The sequence below is a fragment of the Flavobacterium fluviatile genome, assembly GCF_010645065.1.
GTDB classification, from domain to species: domain Bacteria; phylum Bacteroidota; class Bacteroidia; order Flavobacteriales; family Flavobacteriaceae; genus Flavobacterium; species Flavobacterium fluviatile.
The window spans coordinates 266,158-287,023 of sequence record NZ_JAADZW010000002.1 but is presented as its reverse complement, the minus strand read 5'-3'; the positions used below and the strand labels follow the sequence as shown (position 1 = coordinate 287,023).

23 protein-coding genes are annotated in these 20,866 nt (G+C 33.6%); 4 read left to right on the top strand and 19 right to left on the bottom strand.

The window, feature by feature from the left end:
- Nucleotides 1-80 precede the first annotated feature (80 nt).
- The 3 genes from GXM17_RS04520 (at nucleotide 81) to GXM17_RS04510 (ending at nucleotide 2,352) form a co-directional block, all read left to right on the top strand.
- Nucleotides 81-980 (top strand): NifU family protein, encoded by a 900-nt coding sequence (locus GXM17_RS04520; RefSeq protein ID WP_163398095.1) that lies wholly within the window; start codon nucleotides 81-83, stop codon nucleotides 978-980.
- Between the two features lie 146 nt (nucleotides 981-1,126).
- Nucleotides 1,127-1,456 carry a YtxH domain-containing protein gene (locus GXM17_RS04515; RefSeq protein WP_163398094.1) on the top strand — a complete coding sequence of 110 codons (330 nt, stop codon included), beginning with the start codon at nucleotides 1,127-1,129 and terminating at the stop codon, nucleotides 1,454-1,456.
- Nucleotides 1,457-1,539: 83 nt separating this feature from the next.
- On the top strand, nucleotides 1,540-2,352 hold the full coding sequence (locus GXM17_RS04510) for a mechanosensitive ion channel family protein (RefSeq protein ID WP_163398093.1): 813 nt from the start codon (nucleotides 1,540-1,542) through the stop codon (nucleotides 2,350-2,352).
- 8 nt (nucleotides 2,353-2,360) lie between these two features.
- Here the strand turns inward: GXM17_RS04510 and tsaB are convergent, their stop codons facing one another.
- The 7 genes from tsaB to GXM17_RS04475 all read right to left on the bottom strand — a co-directional run bounded on the left by tsaB (nucleotide 2,361) and on the right by GXM17_RS04475 (nucleotide 10,202).
- Nucleotides 2,361-3,032 carry a tRNA (adenosine(37)-N6)-threonylcarbamoyltransferase complex dimerization subunit type 1 TsaB gene (gene tsaB / locus GXM17_RS04505; RefSeq protein ID WP_163398092.1) on the bottom strand — a complete coding sequence of 224 codons (672 nt, stop codon included), beginning with the start codon at nucleotides 3,030-3,032 and terminating at the stop codon, nucleotides 2,361-2,363.
- Between the two features lie 32 nt (nucleotides 3,033-3,064).
- The gene (locus GXM17_RS04500; protein WP_163398091.1) at nucleotides 3,065-4,357 is read right to left on the bottom strand and encodes an efflux RND transporter periplasmic adaptor subunit; all 1,293 of its coding nucleotides are present in this window, start codon (nucleotides 4,355-4,357) and stop codon (nucleotides 3,065-3,067) included.
- Between the two features lie 6 nt (nucleotides 4,358-4,363).
- Nucleotides 4,364-5,752: a TolC family protein gene (locus GXM17_RS04495; protein WP_163398090.1), complete on the bottom strand. Its 1,389-nt coding sequence runs from the start codon at nucleotides 5,750-5,752 to the stop codon at nucleotides 4,364-4,366.
- 79 nt (nucleotides 5,753-5,831) lie between these two features.
- Complete coding sequence (locus tag GXM17_RS04490) at nucleotides 5,832-6,953, bottom strand: efflux RND transporter periplasmic adaptor subunit (protein WP_163398089.1); 1,122 nt, start codon at nucleotides 6,951-6,953, stop codon at nucleotides 5,832-5,834.
- Between the two features lie 42 nt (nucleotides 6,954-6,995).
- Nucleotides 6,996-8,261 (bottom strand): ABC transporter permease, encoded by a 1,266-nt coding sequence (locus GXM17_RS04485; RefSeq protein WP_163398088.1) that lies wholly within the window; start codon nucleotides 8,259-8,261, stop codon nucleotides 6,996-6,998.
- Between the two features lie 2 nt (nucleotides 8,262-8,263).
- A complete protein-coding gene (locus GXM17_RS04480; RefSeq protein WP_163398087.1) occupies nucleotides 8,264-9,508 on the bottom strand; it encodes an ABC transporter permease in 1,245 nt (414 codons plus the stop codon).
- Complete coding sequence (locus GXM17_RS04475; protein WP_163398086.1) at nucleotides 9,501-10,202, bottom strand: ABC transporter ATP-binding protein; 702 nt, start codon at nucleotides 10,200-10,202, stop codon at nucleotides 9,501-9,503. The genes GXM17_RS04480 and GXM17_RS04475 overlap by 8 nt, the downstream gene beginning before the upstream one ends.
- 174 nt (nucleotides 10,203-10,376) lie before the next feature.
- Between GXM17_RS04475 and GXM17_RS04470 the strand changes: the two genes are divergently transcribed.
- A complete protein-coding gene (locus GXM17_RS04470) occupies nucleotides 10,377-11,786 on the top strand; it encodes a DUF4403 family protein (protein ID WP_163398085.1) in 1,410 nt (469 codons plus the stop codon).
- Between the two features lie 14 nt (nucleotides 11,787-11,800).
- On the opposite strand, the gene GXM17_RS04465 is transcribed toward GXM17_RS04470, so the two are convergent.
- From GXM17_RS04465 to gcvH, 12 genes are all read right to left on the bottom strand, one after another.
- On the bottom strand, nucleotides 11,801-12,067 hold the full coding sequence (locus GXM17_RS04465; RefSeq protein WP_163398084.1) for a hypothetical protein: 267 nt from the start codon (nucleotides 12,065-12,067) through the stop codon (nucleotides 11,801-11,803).
- Nucleotides 12,057-12,599, bottom strand: a complete 543-nt coding sequence (locus GXM17_RS04460) for a DUF420 domain-containing protein (protein ID WP_163398083.1) — start codon at nucleotides 12,597-12,599, stop codon at nucleotides 12,057-12,059. The genes GXM17_RS04465 and GXM17_RS04460 overlap by 11 nt, the downstream gene beginning before the upstream one ends.
- A gap of 2 nt (nucleotides 12,600-12,601) precedes the next feature.
- A complete protein-coding gene (locus tag GXM17_RS04455; RefSeq protein WP_163398082.1) occupies nucleotides 12,602-13,291 on the bottom strand; it encodes an SCO family protein in 690 nt (229 codons plus the stop codon).
- A gap of 12 nt (nucleotides 13,292-13,303) precedes the next feature.
- Complete coding sequence (locus GXM17_RS04450; RefSeq protein ID WP_163398081.1) at nucleotides 13,304-13,945, bottom strand: hypothetical protein; 642 nt, start codon at nucleotides 13,943-13,945, stop codon at nucleotides 13,304-13,306.
- A gap of 78 nt (nucleotides 13,946-14,023) precedes the next feature.
- On the bottom strand, nucleotides 14,024-14,374 hold the full coding sequence (locus GXM17_RS04445; RefSeq protein ID WP_163398080.1) for a cytochrome C oxidase subunit IV family protein: 351 nt from the start codon (nucleotides 14,372-14,374) through the stop codon (nucleotides 14,024-14,026).
- A gap of 18 nt (nucleotides 14,375-14,392) precedes the next feature.
- Nucleotides 14,393-15,379, bottom strand: coding sequence for a cytochrome c oxidase subunit 3 (locus tag GXM17_RS04440; protein ID WP_163398079.1), 987 nt, complete (start codon nucleotides 15,377-15,379; stop codon nucleotides 14,393-14,395).
- 42 nt (nucleotides 15,380-15,421) lie between these two features.
- Nucleotides 15,422-16,009: a cytochrome c oxidase subunit 3 gene (locus tag GXM17_RS04435; RefSeq protein ID WP_163398078.1), complete on the bottom strand. Its 588-nt coding sequence runs from the start codon at nucleotides 16,007-16,009 to the stop codon at nucleotides 15,422-15,424.
- A 2-nt stretch (nucleotides 16,010-16,011) separates the two neighbouring features.
- The gene (gene cyoE, locus GXM17_RS04430) at nucleotides 16,012-16,914 is read right to left on the bottom strand and encodes a heme o synthase (RefSeq protein ID WP_208796414.1); all 903 of its coding nucleotides are present in this window, start codon (nucleotides 16,912-16,914) and stop codon (nucleotides 16,012-16,014) included.
- 156 nt (nucleotides 16,915-17,070) lie between these two features.
- Nucleotides 17,071-19,212, bottom strand: a complete 2,142-nt coding sequence (locus GXM17_RS04425; RefSeq protein WP_163398077.1) for an energy transducer TonB — start codon at nucleotides 19,210-19,212, stop codon at nucleotides 17,071-17,073.
- Entirely contained in the window at nucleotides 19,212-19,955 is a 744-nt protein-coding gene (deoC, locus tag GXM17_RS04420; RefSeq protein ID WP_163398076.1) for a deoxyribose-phosphate aldolase, read from the bottom strand. Before deoC ends, GXM17_RS04425 begins: the two co-directional genes overlap by 1 nt.
- Nucleotides 19,956-20,037: 82 nt before the next feature.
- A complete protein-coding gene (locus GXM17_RS04415; RefSeq protein ID WP_163398075.1) occupies nucleotides 20,038-20,421 on the bottom strand; it encodes a VanZ family protein in 384 nt (127 codons plus the stop codon).
- Complete coding sequence (gene gcvH, locus GXM17_RS04410) at nucleotides 20,414-20,794, bottom strand: glycine cleavage system protein GcvH (protein ID WP_163398074.1); 381 nt, start codon at nucleotides 20,792-20,794, stop codon at nucleotides 20,414-20,416. Before gcvH ends, GXM17_RS04415 begins: the two co-directional genes overlap by 8 nt.
- Between the last annotated feature and the right edge of the window lie 72 nt (nucleotides 20,795-20,866).

Below are 20,866 nucleotides of genomic sequence, written 5' to 3'. Positions count from 1 at the left end.
AACCTAATTATTTTATTAAAAAATCAAATATAGCTTTTAGTAGAAGATAACTTTATTAAATTTACAAAAAATATAAAGACATGGCAAAAATCACTATAAAAGAAACACAAAATCCTACCATCATAAAGTTTGAGTTTGATGATTTCATTACTCAGAATCAAAATTTTGAATTTAAAAACATAGATGAAGCAAAATCATCACCATTAGCCCAGCAGCTTTTTTATCTTCCTTTTGTAAAAACAGTTTACATTTCAGGAAATTTTATTGCTGTTGAAAGATTCAGCATCGTAGAATGGGAAGATGTCCAGGATGCAGTTGCCGAACAAATTGAAGCTTTTGTAAATAAAGGTGGTACCATCATTAACATAGATGAAAACAAGCCCAAAAAACAGCCAATAACCGTGTACGGAGAAACAACTCCTAATCCGGCTGCCTTAAAATTTGTTGTAAGCAGAATGCTGACTAAAAATGCTGTTGAATATAAAAATATCGACCAGACAGCTTCTTCTCCATTAGCTCAGGAATTATTTAAATTCCCTTATGTAAAAGAGATATTTATTGATGAAAATTACATCTCGGTAACCAAGTATGAAATTAACGACTGGTCTGAAATCACATTAGAATTAAGAACTTTCATCAAACAATTCATTGAAAATGGCGGAACAGTTTTAGATGAAAGTTTAATTGAAGCTACCGCTAAAAATGACATAACCAAAGATGAGGCTTTTGACAAGTTAGATGTAACTTCGCAACAAATCATTAATATACTGGAGGAATATGTAAAACCTGCTGTTGCTGCTGATGGCGGAAACATTGCTTTTGATTCTTATAATGAAGACAATAAAGTAGTAAAGGTAATTTTACAGGGAGCCTGCAGCGGCTGTCCATCTTCAACATTTACTTTAAAAAGCGGCATTGAAAACATGCTGAAAAGTATGCTGAATGATGAGCAGATTACTGTTGATGCATTAAATGCATAAAAAAACAAATATCGATACAATTAAAAACGCCCATGAGGCGTTTTTTTTATTCCTGCTTCATACTCACTCTCAACATTTTATCAAAATATAATAAAAGCTAAAGTCAAAATACTTAATATTGTATTTTAACTTCATAAACTTTGCGTATGGGATTATCATCGTTTTTTAAAAATTTATTCGGCAAAACTCAGGAAACGCCAGCTGCAAAAGCTAACGCCGATCAGCATACTTCGGAAAATAAACATATTGAGAAAACAGAAAACTTTGTAGAAGAAACTTTAAATAAGGTCAAAGAAGTCTCTGAACCGATATTGGAAGATGCTGTTGAGTTTACAAACCATGCCAAAGATATTATAAATGACATTATCGATTCTGTAAAAGAAATAAATTCTGAAACGGACGATACAAAACCACTAGTTTATGATACTGTAGTGGATATAAGTGAAAAAGCAGTAACGTCAACTGATAACGATTAAAAACTTATTTATTTTTATAGCAAATCTTTATATTTGCAAAACTAATACACCTTCTCAATGAGAAGGTTTTTTATTTTAAAATCATGAACGTTAACCCAGAACAACTCAGTAATTACGCTAACCGGTTTATTGACTTATTACTTGATTATTCCCCTAAATTAATCTCTGCTTTTTTAATTTTATTTATCGGTCTTTATGCTATCAGATTAACAAACAGGATTATCAGAAAAGTAATGGTCAAAAGAAATTTAGACCCAACTTTATCTAAATTTCTCGCTGATATATTACTTTGGGCTCTACGTATTTTATTATTTGTAACAGTGATTTCAAATCTAGGAGTACCTACCTCGTCATTTGTTGCTATTTTGGGAGCAATGGGTTTGGCTGTGGGTTTATCATTGCAGGGTTCACTTTCAAACTTTGCCGGTGGCATGCTGATTATACTTTTTAAGCCTTTTAAAGTAGGTGACACAATCGAAGCACAGGGTGTCATTGCAACAGTTGTCGAAATTCAGATTTTCGTTACCAAATTAGTCACAGGCAATAATCAAACGGTTTTTGTACCTAATGGAGCCTTATCGAATGGAAATATTATTAATTATTCAATGCAGGGGGAACGAAAAGCCGATTTGACTTTTGCAGTTTCTTATGATTCAGATATCAAAAAAACAAAAGACATATTATTGGATGCTTTAATTAAGAACCCAAAAGTCCTTAAAACCCCGGCACCTGAAGTGTTTGTGAAAAATTTAACCGCAAGTTCTGTAGAATTTGCGGTACGCCCTTGGGCAAAAAACGAAAACTATGGTGCCGTTTTTTCTGAAACATTAGAGAACTGCAAAACAGCATTAGATGAAGCCGGGATTGCCATTCAGCCATATACACTTCAGAAATAGAAATAAATTTATTGCTTTTTTGGAGGAGCAATCATAAAATCTTTTAAATAATAAGGTTCAAAATAAGCGACATCTACTGTGTCGCTTTTTTGATATTTATCGTAACTGATTTTACTCATTGCACCAGCTGAAGGATATTTGACATTTTCTAAAAACACAAAATTCTCTTTAGTTAGAACTGTCTTGCATTTTTCTGCACAGTCACCAACAAAATATAAAGTTTCTGTAAAATCATTGAATGAATTTTCATCAATTACCTCTGCCAGAATTGATCTTTCAGTTTTTAAGTCAGCACTAAAAATTGCACTGTAAACTTCCATTCTTCGGGCATCCAGCATTGGAATTATTTTTCCATCAGAAACTTTAGCCTGAGATGCCAGAGTCTGTAAAGTATCAACTGCAATCAATGGAATATTCAATGCAAAACACAATCCCTTTGCTGCTGAAACTCCAATCCGGAGCCCTGTATAAGAACCTGGTCCCTGACTTACGGCTACAGCTGCTAAATCATGAACAGAAATTCCTGATTCAGCAATTATTTCTTCAATAAAAACATGCAGTTTTTCGGCATGTGAATAACCTTCTTCCGCAATTTCCCTGCATACAATGGTTTTGCCGTTTTTAGCAATTGCTACTGAACAATTTTTGGTAGCGGTTTCGATATTGAGAATAAAAGACAAAATGTTTTATTTAAAAGTTAATTTATGACGAATTATTTCTTTTGAGTTTCCCCTTTTTTAAGCTTTACTTTATCTCCTGAATTTAACTCTTTTGAGACAGTAGTGTAAGGTCCCGTAATAACAACATCTCCAGGTTTTAATCCAGACATTACTTCGATGTTAGTATCATCCTGAATTCCGGTTTTGATAATTCTGATTTTTGCCTTATCTCCCACTTTTACAAAAACGCACTCGAATTTTTTATCGCTTTTCGGTACTGTTTTTTTATCCTGGTTTGGATCTTCAACTTTAAAATCTTTCACTTCTGCAGTATCCGATTTTACAACAACAGAACTAATAGGCACTGCCAACACATTGGTTTTTGTTGTCGTAATAATATCAACCGTTGCGGTCATTCCTGGTCTAAATGGCGAATATGAAGCTGGTTTTCCTTCTAATAAATCCTGATACGATTCTTTCAAAATACGAACTTTCACCTTAAAATTAGTCACCTGATCTGATGTTAAAGTATTGCTGGCAGAGTTCGAAATACTCGTCACAATTCCTTTAAACTTCTTTTTTAAATAAGCGTCAACTTCAACATTCGCTTGGTCGCCAATCTTTATTTTTACTATATCATTTTCATTAACATCAACTTCAACCTCCATATTATTAAGGTTTGCTACTCTTAAAAGTTCGGTTCCGGCCATTTGCTGCGTTCCTAAAACACGCTCTCCCAACTCAACATTTAATACCGAAATAGTTCCATCTGCAGGAGAATAAATCGTAGTACGTCCTAAGTTATCTTTTGCTTCATTTACAGATGCAGAAGCACTCTGAACATTATAATAAGAACTTTGTCTTGTAGCTTTAGCCACTTCAAAAGAAGCGATCGCTTTATCCCAGTCCGATTTTGAAATAACTCCTTTATCATACAAGGTTTTATTACGGTCGTAATTCGCTTTTGCTTCTTTAAAACTAGCTTCTGACTGCGTTAATCCTGCTTTAGTTCCGGATAAATTTGAAACTGAACGATTATAACTTGAAGTATATAGATCCGGATTTATTTTTACCAATAAATCTCCTTTTTTAACAACCTGACCTTCTTTTACATTCAATAAAATAATTTCACCCGAAACTTCCGGCGCTATTTTAACTTCTATTTCCGGCTGGATTTTACCTGTAGCCGAAACTGTTTCGACAATGGTGGAAGCTATTACTTTTGATATCTCTACTTCTTTGCCTTCGTCCTTATTTCCTATCACTCCCGATTTCGATAGTCCAACTAAGGCTGCAATTATGATTACCATACCCCCAATTAAGAAATAAATTGTTTTTTTTGACATAATAAATTAATTTTTGATAATTGGTACAATTGGAATTCCGAAATAGAATTCAAGTATCTTTATTTTGAACATATAATCGTATTTCGCCCTGATAACATCTGACTGCGCATTGGTTAGCAATGTCTGCGCCTGAGTAAAATCAAAGGAATTCATTAACCCTACATCATACTTTTCTTTAGCAAAATTATAGGCCTGTTGTCTGGCCTCCAAAGTTACGGTTGATGATTCGTAAGTATTTAGCGCACCTTTAGCGTCTGTAAAAGCAGTGTAAACATTACGTTGTAAATCTAAACTTTTTTGTTCAAGATCTATTTTAGATCTCTCTAAACTGACTTTATTTCGTTCTACATTATTTTTAACTGAAAATCCGTTGAAAATAGGTATTTGCAAATCAAATCCAAAGTTATGTCCTCTATTGTCTTTAAACTGATCCAAAACAGGAGCTGGAGCGCCGTAAATTGGTTCATTAGTTATTGGATCAATTCCGGTAACAATATCACTGTAGCTGGCACTTGTACGAAAAGAATAGAAACCACTAAGCCTCGGTTGGTAAGCCCCTTTTGCTATGGCTACATCTTTTTCAGCAATCTCAAGGTTGGTTTGAGCCAATTTTAATTCTGTTCTTGTTTCTTTTGCTTTATCGTAAATATCTGCTGGACTTTGTGCCATGATATTATTTTCATCTTTTACATTAGTATCATCAATTACATCAAAATCAGCAAATTCTTTAAGTTGCAAAAGTTGTGCTAAGCTCAATTTAGAAATCAGTAAATTATTTTCAGCAACAACAATAGCCTGCTGATCCGTTGCAACTGTAGCCTTAAGATCAAACAAATCACCTCTTGGAATTGTCCCAGCTTTTACCATCTCCTCAGAACGTGCTAATCTTTTTTCATCTATTAAAAGCTGTTCTTTTCTTACTTTAACATTCTCTTTAAAAGCAAGAATCTCTAAAAATGCATTAGCTACATTCAGCGAAATATCTTCCTGCATTTTTAATAACTGATACTTAGAGGCAATAATTGATAATTTCGCTCTTCTGTACGCATTTTGATTTTGCAGACCTTTGTAAATATCTACACTTGAACTAACTCCTAACGACGTATATTGTGTTGTTTGTGTACTCGCAATATTTGTAACTGGATTCACATTCCTACCAATGTTCCAGGAGTGTGAAGCACTTCCGTTTGCTGTTGGAAGATAACTTCCTAAAGCTCCTAATTTATCAATATCTGCATTTTTCACATCTAACTCTGATAGTTTTATTGTGATATTGTGATCTAATGCGTATCGTACAGCTTCTTCCAGTGTCCATTGTTTTGTTTGTGCATGAGCAGACAATCCTAATCCCGACAGTAGAGCAAAAACAAAACTATTATATTTATTTATTCTCATATATTTTGAAATGAAAGCACAGCAAAAAAGCCATGCAAATTTAACATTTTATAAACCCAAAAACTTTTAAGCAATCAAATTATTTTTTTTCGCCTTCTCCTTCATTGATTAATCCCTGATTCCAGATTTTAATTTTATCAGAAGATTTAACACCGCTTTTAACCTGAACGTAAATTCCGTCACTTACTCCCAGAACTATATCTCTCCTTTGAAACTTTTGAGGAGCTGTTTCAATTTCAACATAAGGCTTTTGAGTTTTTTTATCAAACTGAACCAATGATTCTTTAATTGCCAAAACTTTGTCTGCTTTCTCTAAAATAATAGAAGCATTTGCACTTAAACCGGCTCTGATGAAAGTTGCATCGCTGTTTTCTAAAGAAGCTTTTATCTCAAACTGAATAGCGCCATTTTCAACTACTCCCTTTGGCGCTATATAGGTTAGAACTGCATTAAATTTTTTGTTTTCAATGGCTCCAACTGTAATTTCAATAGGCATTTTTTCTTTTATTTTACCTACTTCAGATTCATCAATCTTTCCAACAAAAATCATTCTGCCAACATCTGCAACACTTGCTATGGTAGTTCCTTCATTAAAATTATTACTTTCAATAACCTGATTCCCAACCTTTACAGGCACATCTAAAACCATCCCGTTAACGGTAGAACGAATCAGCGTATTGGCATAACTTCCTAATGATGATGTAGTTCCTGTTTTTACGATATCCAGACTCTGTTTTGCTGACAGATAATTTTGTTTTGCCTGTTTATAAGCTAGTTGCGCTGCATCAAAATCATTTGCAGAAATTACATCTTTTTCAAATAATGTTTTTTGTCTCTGATATAATTTTTCCTGGTTATCTAAAGCAATTTTAGCTGTCTGAACCTGATTTTGAGTACTGCTTACGTTAGATACATTGGCAACAACCCTGATTTTCGCAATCATATCGCCTGCTTTGATTTTTTCACCCGCTTTAATGTAAACAGATTCAATAATTCCCGAGATATTTGGTTTGATCAGAACCTCTTCATCCGGCTGGATATTTCCTGTTGCAATCGTATTTTTTACAATCGTTTTAATTTCAGCTTTTTCAGTTTTAAAAACAACCGGCGACTCCTGATTCTTAGCATACAGATAGTAAAGTGCGCCAAAGAAAACTATAGCAATAAAAATTAAAATGGTTACGGTTACTCCTTTTTTCATTTTGTTTGTTGTTAATTCGATTATATTTTTGATTGATAATTTTTATTCTGTCCGTAAAGCATCCACCGGTTTTACATTGATTGCAGTCTGAGCAGGTATAAATCCTGCCAGTAATCCAGAGCCAACAAGTATCAATAAAGCCACAAATACTACGCTCAAATCTACACTTGGATTTGCAAACATGGTATTGCTGTTTGGAGGCATTGAATCCAAAAACATATTTAAAAGAGCAATAAGCCCTGTTGCTACAGCAATTCCCAGCATTCCTGAAATGATTGTCAAAAATATAGATTCTGACAAAATCTGTCCTCTTATAGCACCGGGAGTTGCCCCTAAAGCCCTTCGAATTCCAATTTCTTTTGTTCTTTCCTTAACCACAATAAGCATAATATTGGATATCCCGATTACACCTGAAATTAAAACCAAAGTCCCTACAAAATAGGCAATGATTTTTAATATATTAAAAAGACTTTGCACTTTATTAAACTGTTCATACAAATCGAAGTTCCCTACGGCACGATCATCTTCCGGATTTACAGAATGAAGTGCTTTTATTTTTTCTAAAATCTTTGGTTTTAACTCTGTAATAGAGGTTTCGTCTTTTGCAGTAAGCGCCATCCAGCCTACCTTATCCCCATAATTAAAAGCCTGCTGAAAAGTGGTAAAAGGAATAAAAATATTTTTCTGTTCCTGCTCTGCATTTCCGCCCTGTTGTTTTGATTTATAAACTCCAACGACCATAAAATTAATTCCGTTGATTTTTACATAAGTCCCTACAGCTTCTTCTTCTTTTCCATAAAGCTCCGCAATAACACCCTTCCCAATGACAGCTATTTTTCTTCTTTCAAGAATATCCTGCTGATTGATAAAACGCCCTTTTATGATATCCATAGGCTGCTGCTTAATCAGTTCAGGATAGTCTCCATAAATGGTAAATGCGGAAGTTTTTGTTCCTCTGACTACATTATTGGTTCCGTTAAAATCACCTAACTGATTTCGTGGAGAAACATATAATAAATCCGGAAAAGCTTCTCTTAAAGAAGCCACATCACTATTTCTAAAATCATAACGACGCACTTTCGGCAGACCTTTGTAGGCTTTTGATGTGGTCTGGCTCCACATAAACATGGTATTTGTGGCTATTCCGTCGAATCCTTTTTTTACCCCGTTTTCCAGTCCATTTCCTGCAGCAAGTAGTATCACCAAAATAAATATACCCCAAAATACCCCAAATGCCGTTAGTACCGTTCTGAAAACATTGGCTGTTAAAGCCTGCAAAATCTCATCCCAATTATCTTTACTAAACATATTTATTCGTCTCTAAGTGCTACAATAGGTTTTATTTTAGCAGCTCTGTATGCCGGAAAAAAACCAGCCATTGCCCCTGCAAATACCAGCAAAACAAGTGTTGTTAAAGCGACACCAAAATCTACTTCGGGATTTCTGAAATATTCACTCTGAACCATTGGTCCAACAAATTCCAATAATAGAAGACTTGCCAATAAACCTGTAAAACCTGCAATAGTGGTTATAAAAATAGATTCATGAAGAATCATTGAAATAATAGAAAAAGGAGAAGCTCCCAACGCTTTTCTGATTCCAATTTCTTTTGTTCTTTCTTTTACAACAATAAGCATAATATTACTTACTCCCACTACTCCGGCAATAATGGTACAGATTCCTACCCACCAAAAAAACAGTCTGATAAAAAGATTCAAATCATAAAACTGTTTTGCTTCTTCTACCGAATTATAAACTCCTATCGCGCTGTCATCATTAGGGGCAATAATATTTTTACTTTTCAACAGCTCCTTTACACCTTCTGTAAATTTTTTGGATTGTGCTAAGGCTTCGTCGTAATTTGCTTTTTTATTTAAAACGAACATCATTCCGCTAATTTTATCCCCCGCCCCGTAAGCGCGCTGATTGGTAGTCATTGGCATATAAACCCTTGATTCTTCCCTTTCACCTGAAGGATCAGTAAAAACACCTATTACTTTAAAATTCACATCATTTACTAAAATTTGTTTGCCAATCGGGTCAGCTTCTTTAAACAAATCCTGCTTTACTTTTAAACCAATAGCAACAACTTTTTCATTATTTTTTAAATCATTATCGTTTAAGAATCGCCCCTTGATAATAGTAGCATTTTCAATGTCCAAATAATCCGGCGTAACACCTCTAAACTGATAATTTCCAGACTCTTTACCGTAAGTTATCGTTCCTCCCCAGGTATTTCTGGTGGATGATTTTTTACTGATTTCGTCATTATATTTTTTTACAGGAAGTTCGAAATCACTATTTCTCAACTGAATCTGTCTGCCGGGATTTAATCCTTTGTATTCTTTAGTGGTTACATTAGACCAGACCTCAATTATCCCTTCTGCATCATTCTCAAACTGCTTTTCAATTCCGTTCTGAAGCCCTTTACCCGCACCAAGTAAAATCACTAAAATAAAAATTCCGGATGCTACTGAAATCCCTGTCAAGAAGGTTCTTAACTTGTTTTTGGAGATTGCTTCGAATATTTCCTGCCAGCGCTCAATATTAAACATAAGCTGAAGCCCTTACTTGTTCTACTTTTTTATCATCAATGATTAATCCGTCTTTCAGGACTACGTTTCTTTTGCACATTGCGGCAATATCAGGTTCATGGGTAACAATCAAAATAGTTTTCCCTTCGTCATTAATTCCCTGAATAAGTTCCATAACTTCATATGAGGTTTTTGTATCTAAAGCACCAGTTGGCTCATCTGCCAATAAAACTTTTGGGTTTGATGCCAGGGCTCTTGCAATAGCAACACGTTGTTTCTGACCTCCTGAAAGCTCATTTGGCAAGTGGTGGGAATGAGATCCGAGGCCGACTTTCTCCAGATATTTCATCGCAATATCATAACGTTCTTTTCTTTTAACACCCTGATAGTACAATGGCATTGCCACATTATCCAGAGCGGTTTTATAATTTATTAAATTGAAAGACTGAAAAACAAATCCCAAAAATTTATTTCGATATCTTGAAGCAATTGTTTCGTTAAGTTTTTTTATCGGGGTTTTATCCAGGATATAGCTGCCAGAATCTGCTTCGTCCAGAATACCTAAAATATTCAGAAGCGTAGATTTTCCTGAACCCGAAGACCCCATTATAGCAACAAGCTCACCTTCTTCTATATTAAAATTTATTCCTTTTAGTACATGCAATTCTGAATTTCCCATTTTATAGGATTTATGCAAATCTTTGATTTCAATCATAATACCACTGAATTTTAAGACAATAATAACATTTAAATTACGTATTTCATGGTAAGAAAAAGTTAATAAATTTTGCCTGACTTTTAGAATAAGACTACATTCTTAACTAATTGTTACACATTTATCAAAGAATATAATTGTTTTTTTAATTTTACATCACTAAAAATATTTCAAATGAAATTTATTCCTTTCTCGATTGCTTTCATAACTTTAACATTATTAATTAGTTGTTCTACTTCTCAAAAACTAGCCACATTAAAACCTGAACCAGATGATGCAAGTCCGCTAATTTATGACAGTAATCCGTCTTTTATTAATTTACCTGTCACAGTAAAATTAAAAGATATTGAAAATCAAACCAACGCTGTTTTTTTAAACGGATTAATTTACGAAGATAACAATATTGAAGATGACGACATCGAAATAAAAATCTGGAAACAGGCTCCAATAAAAATTCAAAATGATCCGGCAAACGCAGATAAAAGGATAAAAACTGTTTTGCCTTTGAAAGCAAACATCAAATACAGGATTGGCACTAAAAAAATGGGTGTAGAACTTTATGATACACGTGAATTCAATTTAAATGGCATCGTCACTTTATCAAGCGAAGTCACTTTGACAAACTGGAAACTCAATACTAAAACAGAATTCAAATCTCTTGACTGGAAGGAAAGTCCAACGATGACTGTTTTTGGGAAAAATATACCCATCACTTATTTGGCAAATCCGGCTATCTCAATGTTCAAATCAAAAATTGAAAAAAGTATAGACGAGGCAATCGAAAAAGCAATGGATTTTAAACCGAATGTTTTATCTGCTTTAGAAAAAATCTGTACCCCTTTTCAAATGGATGAAACATATGAGAGCTGGCTAAGAATTGCTCCTATTGAAGTATATTCAACAAACGCAAAACTTAAAAACGATTCTTTTTTACTAGACATGGGAATGAAATGCAATATGGAAACCGTGATTGGAAAACAACCTGAATCTAAATTTAATGCTTCAAAAATTGTTCTGAAACCAGTTACCAAAATTCCAAATCAAATTACAACTAATATTGCTGCCATATCAAGTTATGTTGACGCTTCAAAAATCATGACTAAAAATTTTGCAGGTCAGGAATTTGGATCCGGAAATAAAAAAGTTAACGTAAAAAACGTTGAAATTTGGCATAAGGACGGAAAAATGGTGATTGCCCTTGATGTTTTAGGGTCTGTAAACGGAACCATTTATTTAAACGGATTCCCTCAATACAATTCAAAGACCAAGGAAATTTATTTTGACAAACTGGATTATGTTTTAGATACGAAAAGTAAATTGATGCGAACTGCAAACTGGCTTGCTCAGGGTTATATTCTGAAAAAAATGGAAGAAAGCTGCCGATATTCCATACAGCCAAATTTAGAAGAAGGTAAAAAAACCATGGCTGCATATCTTAAAAATTACTCCCCAATGCCAGGCGTTTTTATTAACGGCAAAATGGAAGACATTCAGTTCGATAAAATACAATTAACCAATCAGGCTATTATAGCATTTATCAAGATAAACGGAACAGTAAATGTTTCTGTTGATGGTTTAAAATAAAAAAAAGACCGGAATTATTCGGTCTTTTTACTCTTTGATTGGTACATCTTATAGATCAAAACTCCAATTATAGCCACAAGCAAATACGGAATCACCATTAAATAAACAATTCCGTCATTTACAGCTTCAGCTTTTTTAATATTTGATTCACCTGAAAGCGCAGCACGGCACATCGCACACTGAGCGTTTGAAGAAATTCCAATAAGGAAAAAGAAAATTCCAAAAACAAAAGTTTTAAATTTGGAATTTAAGGTTTGAATATCTTTCTTTTTAGTGTGCATAATAAGGAGAAATCATTAAATAAACCACAACACCTGTTACGGCTACATATAACCACAGCGGAAATGTAATTTTAGCAATCTTTCTATGTCTGTCAAATCGTTGTGCCAAAGCCCTTACATAAGTAATTAAAACTAAAGGAATAATGGCAATAGACAATAAAATATGGGTTAACAAAATAAACAAGTACACATATCTGACAATCCCTTCGCCACCAAATTTTGTCGAATCAGCCGTCATATGATAGGCTACATACATTACTAAAAATGCAACTGACAATGCAATCGCAGTTGTCATTAAACGTTCATGTACTTTCTGATTTCCTTTCTTAATTGCAATGACAGCCAAAACTAAAACAATAGCTGTAAAACCGTTTATGGTTGCATATATTGGAGGCAAAAATGAAAGCGGCTCTACATTATATCCAAAATCTTTAAGCTTAACACCAAATAAAATGGCAACTACAACCGGAATTACAATTGAAACAGCAATAATAAATTTATTGTATTTTTTTTCTAATGACTGATCTTCCATTTTTATTCTTCTAATAATATTTTAATATCCTCCTGAATATCTCTTACTCCTTTTTTATCTAACCCGTCATAATACAAAATTGGGTTTCCAAATTCATCCTTTCTACAACGAATATTTCCATCTTTATCAATAAGAGCAAATAAACCTGAATGTTCGAAACCACCATTTACTTTGGCATTTTCACCGGCATAAAGGTTAAACCCTTTATTTGATAAATCCATAATAGTTGCTTTATCTCCGGTTAAAAAATTCCAGTTTGAAGATTTTACACCTAACAATTTTCTATGATCTTTTAAAACCTGTGGCGTATCATGAGCTGGATCAATCGTAATAGAAACAATTCCGAAATTAGGGTTTCCAAAAAATGTTTTTTCAATCTCCAGCATACTCATGTTCATTTTAGGGCAAATTGAAGGGCAGGTTGTAAAGAAAAATTCCAAAACATATACTTTTCCTTTGTAGGTTTCATTCGAAATCTTAACGTTATCCTGATTAGTCAACTCAAATTTTGGAGCTTTTCCAATGGTCACTAACTTTGCGTCAGAATTAGAAGCTTTTGCTTCTACATTGTCTAAACGATTGCCTTTTACTACATCACCATTTTTAATTCTGTCAACAATTTTAGGGACAGCATAAATTCCGAAGATTAAAATGATAAACGAAATTCCTATATATGATTTATTTTTAAACATTATAATTGAAATTTAGAGTTGTTTAGTGGCATTATGATTCTTTTTAAGAGCCGCACGGTATTCGTACAAAATAATCTTAAAGTCATCCAGCATCTCATTGCTCAATTCAGAAGGATGAAAGGTATTATAACCTTCTTTATACTCTTTATCATCTTTTCTTCCTCTTAAATTTCTTTCTTTATCAACAATAAATACATTTGAAGTTCCCAGATTTTCATCCAGCTTTTCTTTTAAATGTAACTGATCATAAAATTTCCGGATTTCTTCGTTTGATGCAAAAACAAAATTCCAGTTTTTTACATCTGTAAAAGGAGACAAAGCATCTACAATTTTCTGAGCTTCTTTTTCAGTTCCAAGCGGACATAAGACTACGAACTGAAGGTCTTCGAAACCATTATAGCGCTTGTAAATTTTTTCGTTTAAATTAAAATAATTACCTCGATTGCTTAAAATATCTGACCCAGAAAAACCCAGAATAGTTATCTTTTTATCGAGTGATATTTTTTTGCCATTTAGGGATTCCCAATTTCTAAAATCACTGATTTTTGGTGTAATTACAGGAAGTGTCGTAAAACTATTTACGCCTGAAGCGAAAAACAAATAGGCAACAATTGGCAAAACAAAAAGCACAAAGAGAACTATATTTTTTTTCATTGTAAGTGCGAAAATTATTGAGGTACAAAAATAAAAAAATCCCGATGTTATCGGGACTCTTTTCGAATTAATATCATGTTAAAAATTCCATTTGATAATAGAATTTTTAAAAACCCCATAAATATAATGTCCTTCAGTTAAGAGAATAAACAATAAATACAGAACAAGGAAAACAACAGATGATACAACAGACCATCTAAGACTGCTTTTTTCACCTTCCATGTGCATAAATGCCCATACAATATAATAAGCTTTGAATATTGTCAAGATATAGAATATCCAGTTTAATAAGTTCAAACCAATAAAATGATTAAACTCTAATGAAGCTGGTTTATAAATACCAAGAATAACTTCTACTATAGTTACTGCTGATAATAATCCAAAAACAAACCAGATTCTTTTTGTATTTGATACGTGCTCGTGTGACATAATAATTAAAATCTAAAATTAAACTAAGTAGAAAACTGTAAATACAAATACCCAAACTAAATCTACAAAGTGCCAGTATAATCCAACTTTCTCTACCATTTCGTAGCTTCTTCTCTTTTCGTAAGTTCCTAACAATACATTAAAGAAAATAATGATATTAATGATAACTCCGGAAAATACGTGGAATCCGTGGAATCCTGTGATGAAGAAGAAGAAATCAGCAAATAATTTACTTCCGTATTCGTTTCTTGTTAAATTTGCTCCTTCTACCACATATTTCGCTGAACTTAAACGAGATTCAGATTCTGTTCTTGACAAAACTGTTTTTTTCTTTTTATCAGTAAGCTGTTCTGTTCTTATCAACAATTCAGGATGAGCTTCAAACCCCGCCTGAACTTCAGCAACTGTGAATGTTGGCTGTGTTTCAGCATCTTCCATGAACCATGAAGAATGACTTCTTGTCAAAGCTTCTCTTTGTTCTGGTAATTTTACCGCAAAATCTGCAAGAGCAACTCTTTTACCCTCTTTATCAACAAACTGCAACAAACTTCCGCCTGCTGTTTCAATAGCGCCGTATTCTCCTTTAATGAAGTTTTTCCATTCCCAGGCCTGAGAACCCACGAAAATTAAACCTCCAATAATAGTCAGGAACATATAAACTGCAACCTTAGTTTTTTTCAACTGATGACCAGCGTCAACAGCCAAAACCATAGTTACAGATGAGAAAATCAAAATAAAAGTCATTAAGGCCACATAATACATTGGAGCCGAAACACCATGCATAAATGGGAAGTGAGTAAACACTTCATCAGCCAAAGGCCAGGTTTCTATAAATTTAAATCTCGAAAAACCATAAGCAGCAAGAAATCCAGAGAATGTTAAGGCATCTGATACGATAAAAAACCACATCATCATTTTTCCGTAACTTGCTCCTAATGGCTGGATATCATCTCCGCCTCCCCAAGTTTTTTCGTTGTTGTTTGCAGTACTAACTGTCGCTTCCATAAAAGATATTCGTTAAAAAGTTCCCAAATTTACGTTTTTTTCTTATTTAAAGAAATATAAAAATAAAAATAAATAAACCCACAATAAGTCCAGAAAGTGCCAATACATCGCACCTAGTTCTATACCAAGAGTTTGAGTTGAATTGTATTTTTGTTTAAAATGATTATAAATTACAATTAAAAGAGAAATTAATCCCCCTGCAAGGTGCAATAAATGCGTAACCGTTACCACATATAGAAAAGTAGTCGTTATAGAACTTCCTTTACCTGTAAAATAATATCCGCTTTTTACAATCTGACCAAATCCTTCAAACTGTAAAACCACGAATAAAACACCTAATAGTAATGTAGCAAGCAGAAACCCTGTAGTAGCGCTTCTTTTGTTTCTTTGAATAGCTTTTTTAGCCAAATGAAAAGCAATACTACATCCAATAATTACAGCTGTACTGTAATAAAACGCAGATGGCAGCTGAAAATCCTTCAACCAGTCTGCTCTTGATTTACTTACTACAAATGCACTAGTAAGGCCAGCAAACATCATCGTCATGCTTACCATTGCAAATAACAAAATCAGTTTTGCCGATTTTGATTTTCTTGCTTGTTCTTCACTTATTTCCATTGTCATTTCCATAACTATCTTAAAAATTTATCTGCTATATATACAATCTGCAATAAAGAAATATACGAAACGCTTACCAGCATTAAAGTTCTGGCCGATTTTGCAGTTCTTGACTGATATAAACGTACTGCATAAAACAACATCCAGAGTCCTAATAAAAAAACTAATATTGCGGCGATTGGTGTTAAAAACAATTGTCCAGTATATCCTAACATTGGTAATAACGAGGCAATTATCAACCAGACTGTATATAAAATAACCTGCAAAGCCGTTCCTTTATCTTTTTTCCCAGTTGGCAGCATAAAGATTCCTGCCTTTTCATAATCTTCATACAAAAACCAGCCAATCGCCCAAAAATGAGGAAATTGCCAGAAAAACTGAATCAAAAATAATGTTCCGGCTTCTATTCCAAATTCTCCCGTTGCAGCAACCCATCCTAACATAAACGGAATCGCACCGGGAAAAGCGCCAACAAAAACAGATAAAGAAGTTACGGTTTTTAAAGGCGTATAAATACTTGTATATAAAAATATTGAAATTGCAGCAAACATTGCCGACTTTGCATTTATGGTATACAACAAGACAATTCCTGTAATTGTAAGCAAACTTGCAACCAGCAAAGCTGTTTTTGGAGACATTCGGCCTGAAGGGACAGGTCGGTTTTTGGTACGATCCATTAACGAATCAATTTCTTTTTCGATTACCTGATTAAAAGCATTGGAAGCTCCAATCATACAATAACCTCCAACCATCAAAACAGCCAAAACACTCCATTGAAAAGGATTATCACTATTTACACCTAATAAATATCCGGCAATCGAAGAAAACAAAACACTGATTGCCAAACCAGCCTTGGTAATCTCTTTGAAATCCAGAAATATTGATTTAAGTGAAATTGTATTTTTAGTAGCGTTCAATACTGTAATTATTTGTCTGTTTTTTTGAGTGGTGCAAATGTACAATTAGATTATAGAATTCTGAACTATAAAATAAGATTTTTTCAATAAAAACCTTTGCAAAATAAGCCCTTACCAATCTTTAACATAATTGTCTCGAAAAAATCTTATTAAATACTAATAATCAAAATACCAGTTAAAGAGATCAGAACGTAATCCTATTGTAAACCAGGTTGTACTTTGCTTAAAAGTAGTTGTCGTATTTTGTGTTGGATCAAAATTCCTATAGATAAAACTTCCGAAAAGCTTTAGATTCGTCATTGGATTTATCAGATACCCTCCCTGAATGTCTGCAATAAAAATATTGGTTTTATTTCCCTGTCCTACTTTTACACCAGAATCATAAGGACGATTATCATCATAACTTTTATAAATATTTCCTCCATAATTAAATGAATCTTCTGCGGTATCAAAATCAAAACCTCTTTTTCCGGCAGTAAGTTTTGCATCAGCAAAAAGACGTCCTTTATGATAACGTGCAATAGCAACGAATTCTTCAAAATTCCCTCCCCACTGATGACCCAGACTTTGATTATTATGCCCGTAATTCGTTATTACCGCACTATGCGAATAAACATACGGACGAACATGATTGTATTCTAACTGAAGAAGCAAATCTTTAACTTTAAAAGCATTAAAATATTTAGCTCCTAACTGATAACCTATTTTATTCTTCCAGCTGTTATCTCCTGCCTTAATATCACCAAATGAAAACTCATCTATCAATAATTGCCCATACAAATTAACATTATTATTCCATTTATATTTAGCAGACATCCCTAAAAGCGCATTTCCACTCCTGGAAGAAGACGCAAATTCTACAGAACGATAAAATATGACAGGATTAACAAAATTCACATCAAAGCCTCTGTTATTGGTATCTGTCCAGACTACTGATTCAAAAAAACCTAAATTGAGCTTATTTGAAACATTCCAGCTCAGATAATGGTTTGCCATATACTTTGATGCATACGTTTTATCAACTGTAACATCCGGACGAACATCCTTAAGCCACATATAAGTATTTGTATATTTTATTTTCCAGAAAGTGGTGTTAATTTTAAAATATGGATACGGACTAGCCCCGTCACTTTCCAGTAATGAGCGGTATCCGTCACCGATAAAATTTCTTCCATAACCTAAATGAAAATCGAAAAATTTACTTGGCGAATAGGAAATATTAGCCTCTGCTAAGGGAAAATCATACGAATCAGTTTTAAACTGCTTTGCTATTCCCATGCCTGGAATGATTGCCGGATTTCCCCCTGAAGGCTTTAAAGAATTGGCATAATCATTAAAATAGCCTGCAAACCTTCCCTGACTTTCAAAAATTGTAGTTGTGAAATTAATTTGCTTTCCCAGGCCTCCCCTAAAATTTATAGCACGTGTGTTAACATAAGTATAGGAGGCATCAAGATCTGATGCTTTACCCATTTGCAAATCTACTATTGGATTAAAAGACAGCCAATAATCTTCGCCCTGAATCTGAACCATATTTTCATTCCACCATTTTCTTCCCAACCAGGTTGAGACATTTTTCTGAAGTGATTCATTTACTACTTTAAGATTATAGTATTTTGAAACTTCTGCATAAGTATAAGGTTTTGAAGCAGTGTGATTATTACTCCCAACCTGATTCATAGCACCGTCAAACTGTGCATAATAACTATGAGAAAAAGGAATATTTAAATGACTTTCGAATTCAGGATTATTGTATTTTCTATACACAATACTATCCAGTTCAGTCATTGGCTTTTCAATAGGTTTTATAATTTCGGCAGCAGCCAGTGTTTCAGCGGCAATCTGCTCAGAGCTTTTTAAGGGAACATCAATTGAAATGGTATATTTAGAATACGTTGCGACACCATTATAAGTCGAAGGTTTTATATTTGGAAATTTTTCAAAAACACGTTTAGCTTCTTTACCGAGATCGTCATTTGTAGCATTAACATAAATTACCTTAAAGACTCCGTTTGCATCTACTTCAAAAAGCACCTTAACTTCACCTTTATAATTTGCTTGTTTCAAATTTTCAGGAACTTCAAAATTGTTATAAACAAAATCATGAACCTCTTTATAAAAGCAATTTTCCAGATTTACAGACTCCAAATTTTCACAATTAGGAAATACAGGAAAGCGTTCAGCAGTAAAACCGGACTTAACAGAAGATTTGTTAGTTTCCTGAGAAAAAACAGATAAAGATAATAATGCCAGACAGAAAGTTAAAAAACTTTTATTCAAAATATTTTTGATTTTCATTAGTATTGATTTGAGGTATTTTCTCCATTAGCAATTGCTTTTGCTGATGAAGTTCCGATTCGTTTAACTCCTAAACGAATCATTTCAAGTGCTTCTTCGTACGATTTAACTCCTCCGGCCGCTTTTACCGGCAACGGGGATGCATTTTCCAACATCATAATTATTGCAGGAATTGTAGCGCCATTTGGAGAACCGTCCGGAGTTTTATAAAATCCGGTTGAGGATTTCACAAAAACAGAAGTATAATCTTCTTCTTTAAAATTCGAAATAACAACATTTTTTATCAAAGACGAAAGCTGGATAATTTCTTTTTCGGTTAAAGCTGCTGTTTCAATAATCCATTTTACTGTTTTATTGTTTGCCAGTCCTATTTGCGTGGCTATTAAAACTTCTTGCTTTACTAATTCAGCATTCCCATCTTTGAAAGCTTCATAGTTACAGACGAAATCCAGATCATCTGCACCATTTACTATTGCTTCATTTGCTTGTCTGATCTTTGTTTCCAAATCTGATTTGCCTTCCGGAAAATCAATCACTGTTCCAACATTCAAATTTGAATTAGCGTTTAATATCATTTCTTTGGCTAAAGCTACATACTCCGGCCGAATCATAATCAGCTTAAAACCCTCATTAACAGCTTCTGTGATGGCATGTTTAACCACAATATCATTTTCCGATTCCGATAGACCAGCCTGAGAAGCAGTTTTTAAGTAAGTAGAATCTAAATATTGTTTAATATTCATGCTTGGAAAATTACAGAATGCTGCAAAAATACATTTAAAATTCAGAAAATAAAAAAACCCACCGAAGTGGGAATTCATATTTTTATATTTTATCTATTTGCTTTTTAAAAGCTATTGCCGTAAAAACAGCCGCAGTAGCGCCAATTGCATTACCTAAAATATCTGCAACATCTGCTGCCCTGGTTTTGGTAAAAACACCTTGCAGTATTTCAATCGTTATTCCAAAAAAAACTGAAAATATAAACGAAATCAAATAAGCTTTAAAATCATCAGTTGTCTTTCCTTTGAGTTCCTTTTTGAAAAACACAATCCATGAAATTGTAAAACCAAAATGAAAACAGAAATGTACTATTTTATCAATACTGGGAAAACTAACTGCTGGAATATTACCCGAGTCTGTCAGACAAAGATACGTTATTATCCCTGTGCAAATTATAGCCCACAATAAAAGCAGTTGTTTAGGCACCTATCAATTTTTTGTATGCTTCGTCTGATAACAATGAATCAATTTCTGAAGCGTTGGCAATTTTAATTTTAATCATCCATCCGGCTCCGTATGGATCAGAGTTTACCGCTTCAGGAGTACTTTCCAGATCTTCATTGAAAGCAATAATTTCTCCAGATAAAGGCAAAAACAAATCAGAAACCGTTTTTACAGCTTCTACTGTTCCAAAAACTTCATCTTTATCTAATGTCTGGTCTAAAGTTTCTACTTCAACGTACACAATATCCCCTAATTCTTTTTGAGCAAAATGAGTAATTCCTACTGTTGCAACATCTCCGTCGATGCTAACCCATTCGTGATCTTTTGTGTATTTTAAATTTGCCGGTATGCTCATAATACTTTTATTGAAATTGATAATTTAATTTTAAAGCAACAAATGTAACAATCTTCTAATAAAATTAGTTTA

Excerpts from the sequence above, each read along its gene's own strand:
- gcvH (WP_163398074.1), bottom strand. The coding sequence starts at position 20,794 with ATGAGCATACCGGCAAATTTAAAATACACAAAAGATCACGAATGGGTT.
- GXM17_RS04520 (WP_163398095.1), top strand. The coding sequence starts at position 81 with ATGGCAAAAATCACTATAAAAGAAACACAAAATCCTACCATCATAAAG.
- GXM17_RS04440 (WP_163398079.1), bottom strand. The coding sequence starts at position 15,379 with ATGGAAGCGACAGTTAGTACTGCAAACAACAACGAAAAAACTTGGGGA.
- GXM17_RS04455 (WP_163398082.1), bottom strand. The coding sequence starts at position 13,291 with ATGTTTAAAAATAAATCATATATAGGAATTTCGTTTATCATTTTAATC.
- GXM17_RS04450 (WP_163398081.1), bottom strand. The coding sequence starts at position 13,945 with ATGAAAAAAAATATAGTTCTCTTTGTGCTTTTTGTTTTGCCAATTGTT.
- GXM17_RS04500 (WP_163398091.1), bottom strand. The coding sequence starts at position 4,357 with ATGTCAAAAAAAACAATTTATTTCTTAATTGGGGGTATGGTAATCATA.
- deoC (WP_163398076.1), bottom strand. The coding sequence starts at position 19,955 with ATGAATATTAAACAATATTTAGATTCTACTTACTTAAAAACTGCTTCT.
- GXM17_RS04490 (WP_163398089.1), bottom strand. The coding sequence starts at position 6,953 with ATGAAAAAAGGAGTAACCGTAACCATTTTAATTTTTATTGCTATAGTT.
- GXM17_RS04485 (WP_163398088.1), bottom strand. The coding sequence starts at position 8,261 with ATGTTTAGTAAAGATAATTGGGATGAGATTTTGCAGGCTTTAACAGCC.
- GXM17_RS04480 (WP_163398087.1), bottom strand. The coding sequence starts at position 9,508 with ATGTTTAATATTGAGCGCTGGCAGGAAATATTCGAAGCAATCTCCAAA.
- GXM17_RS04515 (WP_163398094.1), top strand. The coding sequence starts at position 1,127 with ATGGGATTATCATCGTTTTTTAAAAATTTATTCGGCAAAACTCAGGAA.
- GXM17_RS04425 (WP_163398077.1), bottom strand. The coding sequence starts at position 19,212 with ATGAAAATCAAAAATATTTTGAATAAAAGTTTTTTAACTTTCTGTCTG.
- GXM17_RS04465 (WP_163398084.1), bottom strand. The coding sequence starts at position 12,067 with ATGCACACTAAAAAGAAAGATATTCAAACCTTAAATTCCAAATTTAAA.
- GXM17_RS04475 (WP_163398086.1), bottom strand. The coding sequence starts at position 10,202 with ATGATTGAAATCAAAGATTTGCATAAATCCTATAAAATGGGAAATTCA.
- GXM17_RS04495 (WP_163398090.1), bottom strand. The coding sequence starts at position 5,752 with ATGAGAATAAATAAATATAATAGTTTTGTTTTTGCTCTACTGTCGGGA.
- GXM17_RS04445 (WP_163398080.1), bottom strand. The coding sequence starts at position 14,374 with ATGTCACACGAGCACGTATCAAATACAAAAAGAATCTGGTTTGTTTTT.
- GXM17_RS04470 (WP_163398085.1), top strand. The coding sequence starts at position 10,377 with ATGAAATTTATTCCTTTCTCGATTGCTTTCATAACTTTAACATTATTA.
- GXM17_RS04510 (WP_163398093.1), top strand. The coding sequence starts at position 1,540 with ATGAACGTTAACCCAGAACAACTCAGTAATTACGCTAACCGGTTTATT.
- GXM17_RS04460 (WP_163398083.1), bottom strand. The coding sequence starts at position 12,599 with ATGGAAGATCAGTCATTAGAAAAAAAATACAATAAATTTATTATTGCT.
- GXM17_RS04435 (WP_163398078.1), bottom strand. The coding sequence starts at position 16,009 with ATGGAAATGACAATGGAAATAAGTGAAGAACAAGCAAGAAAATCAAAA.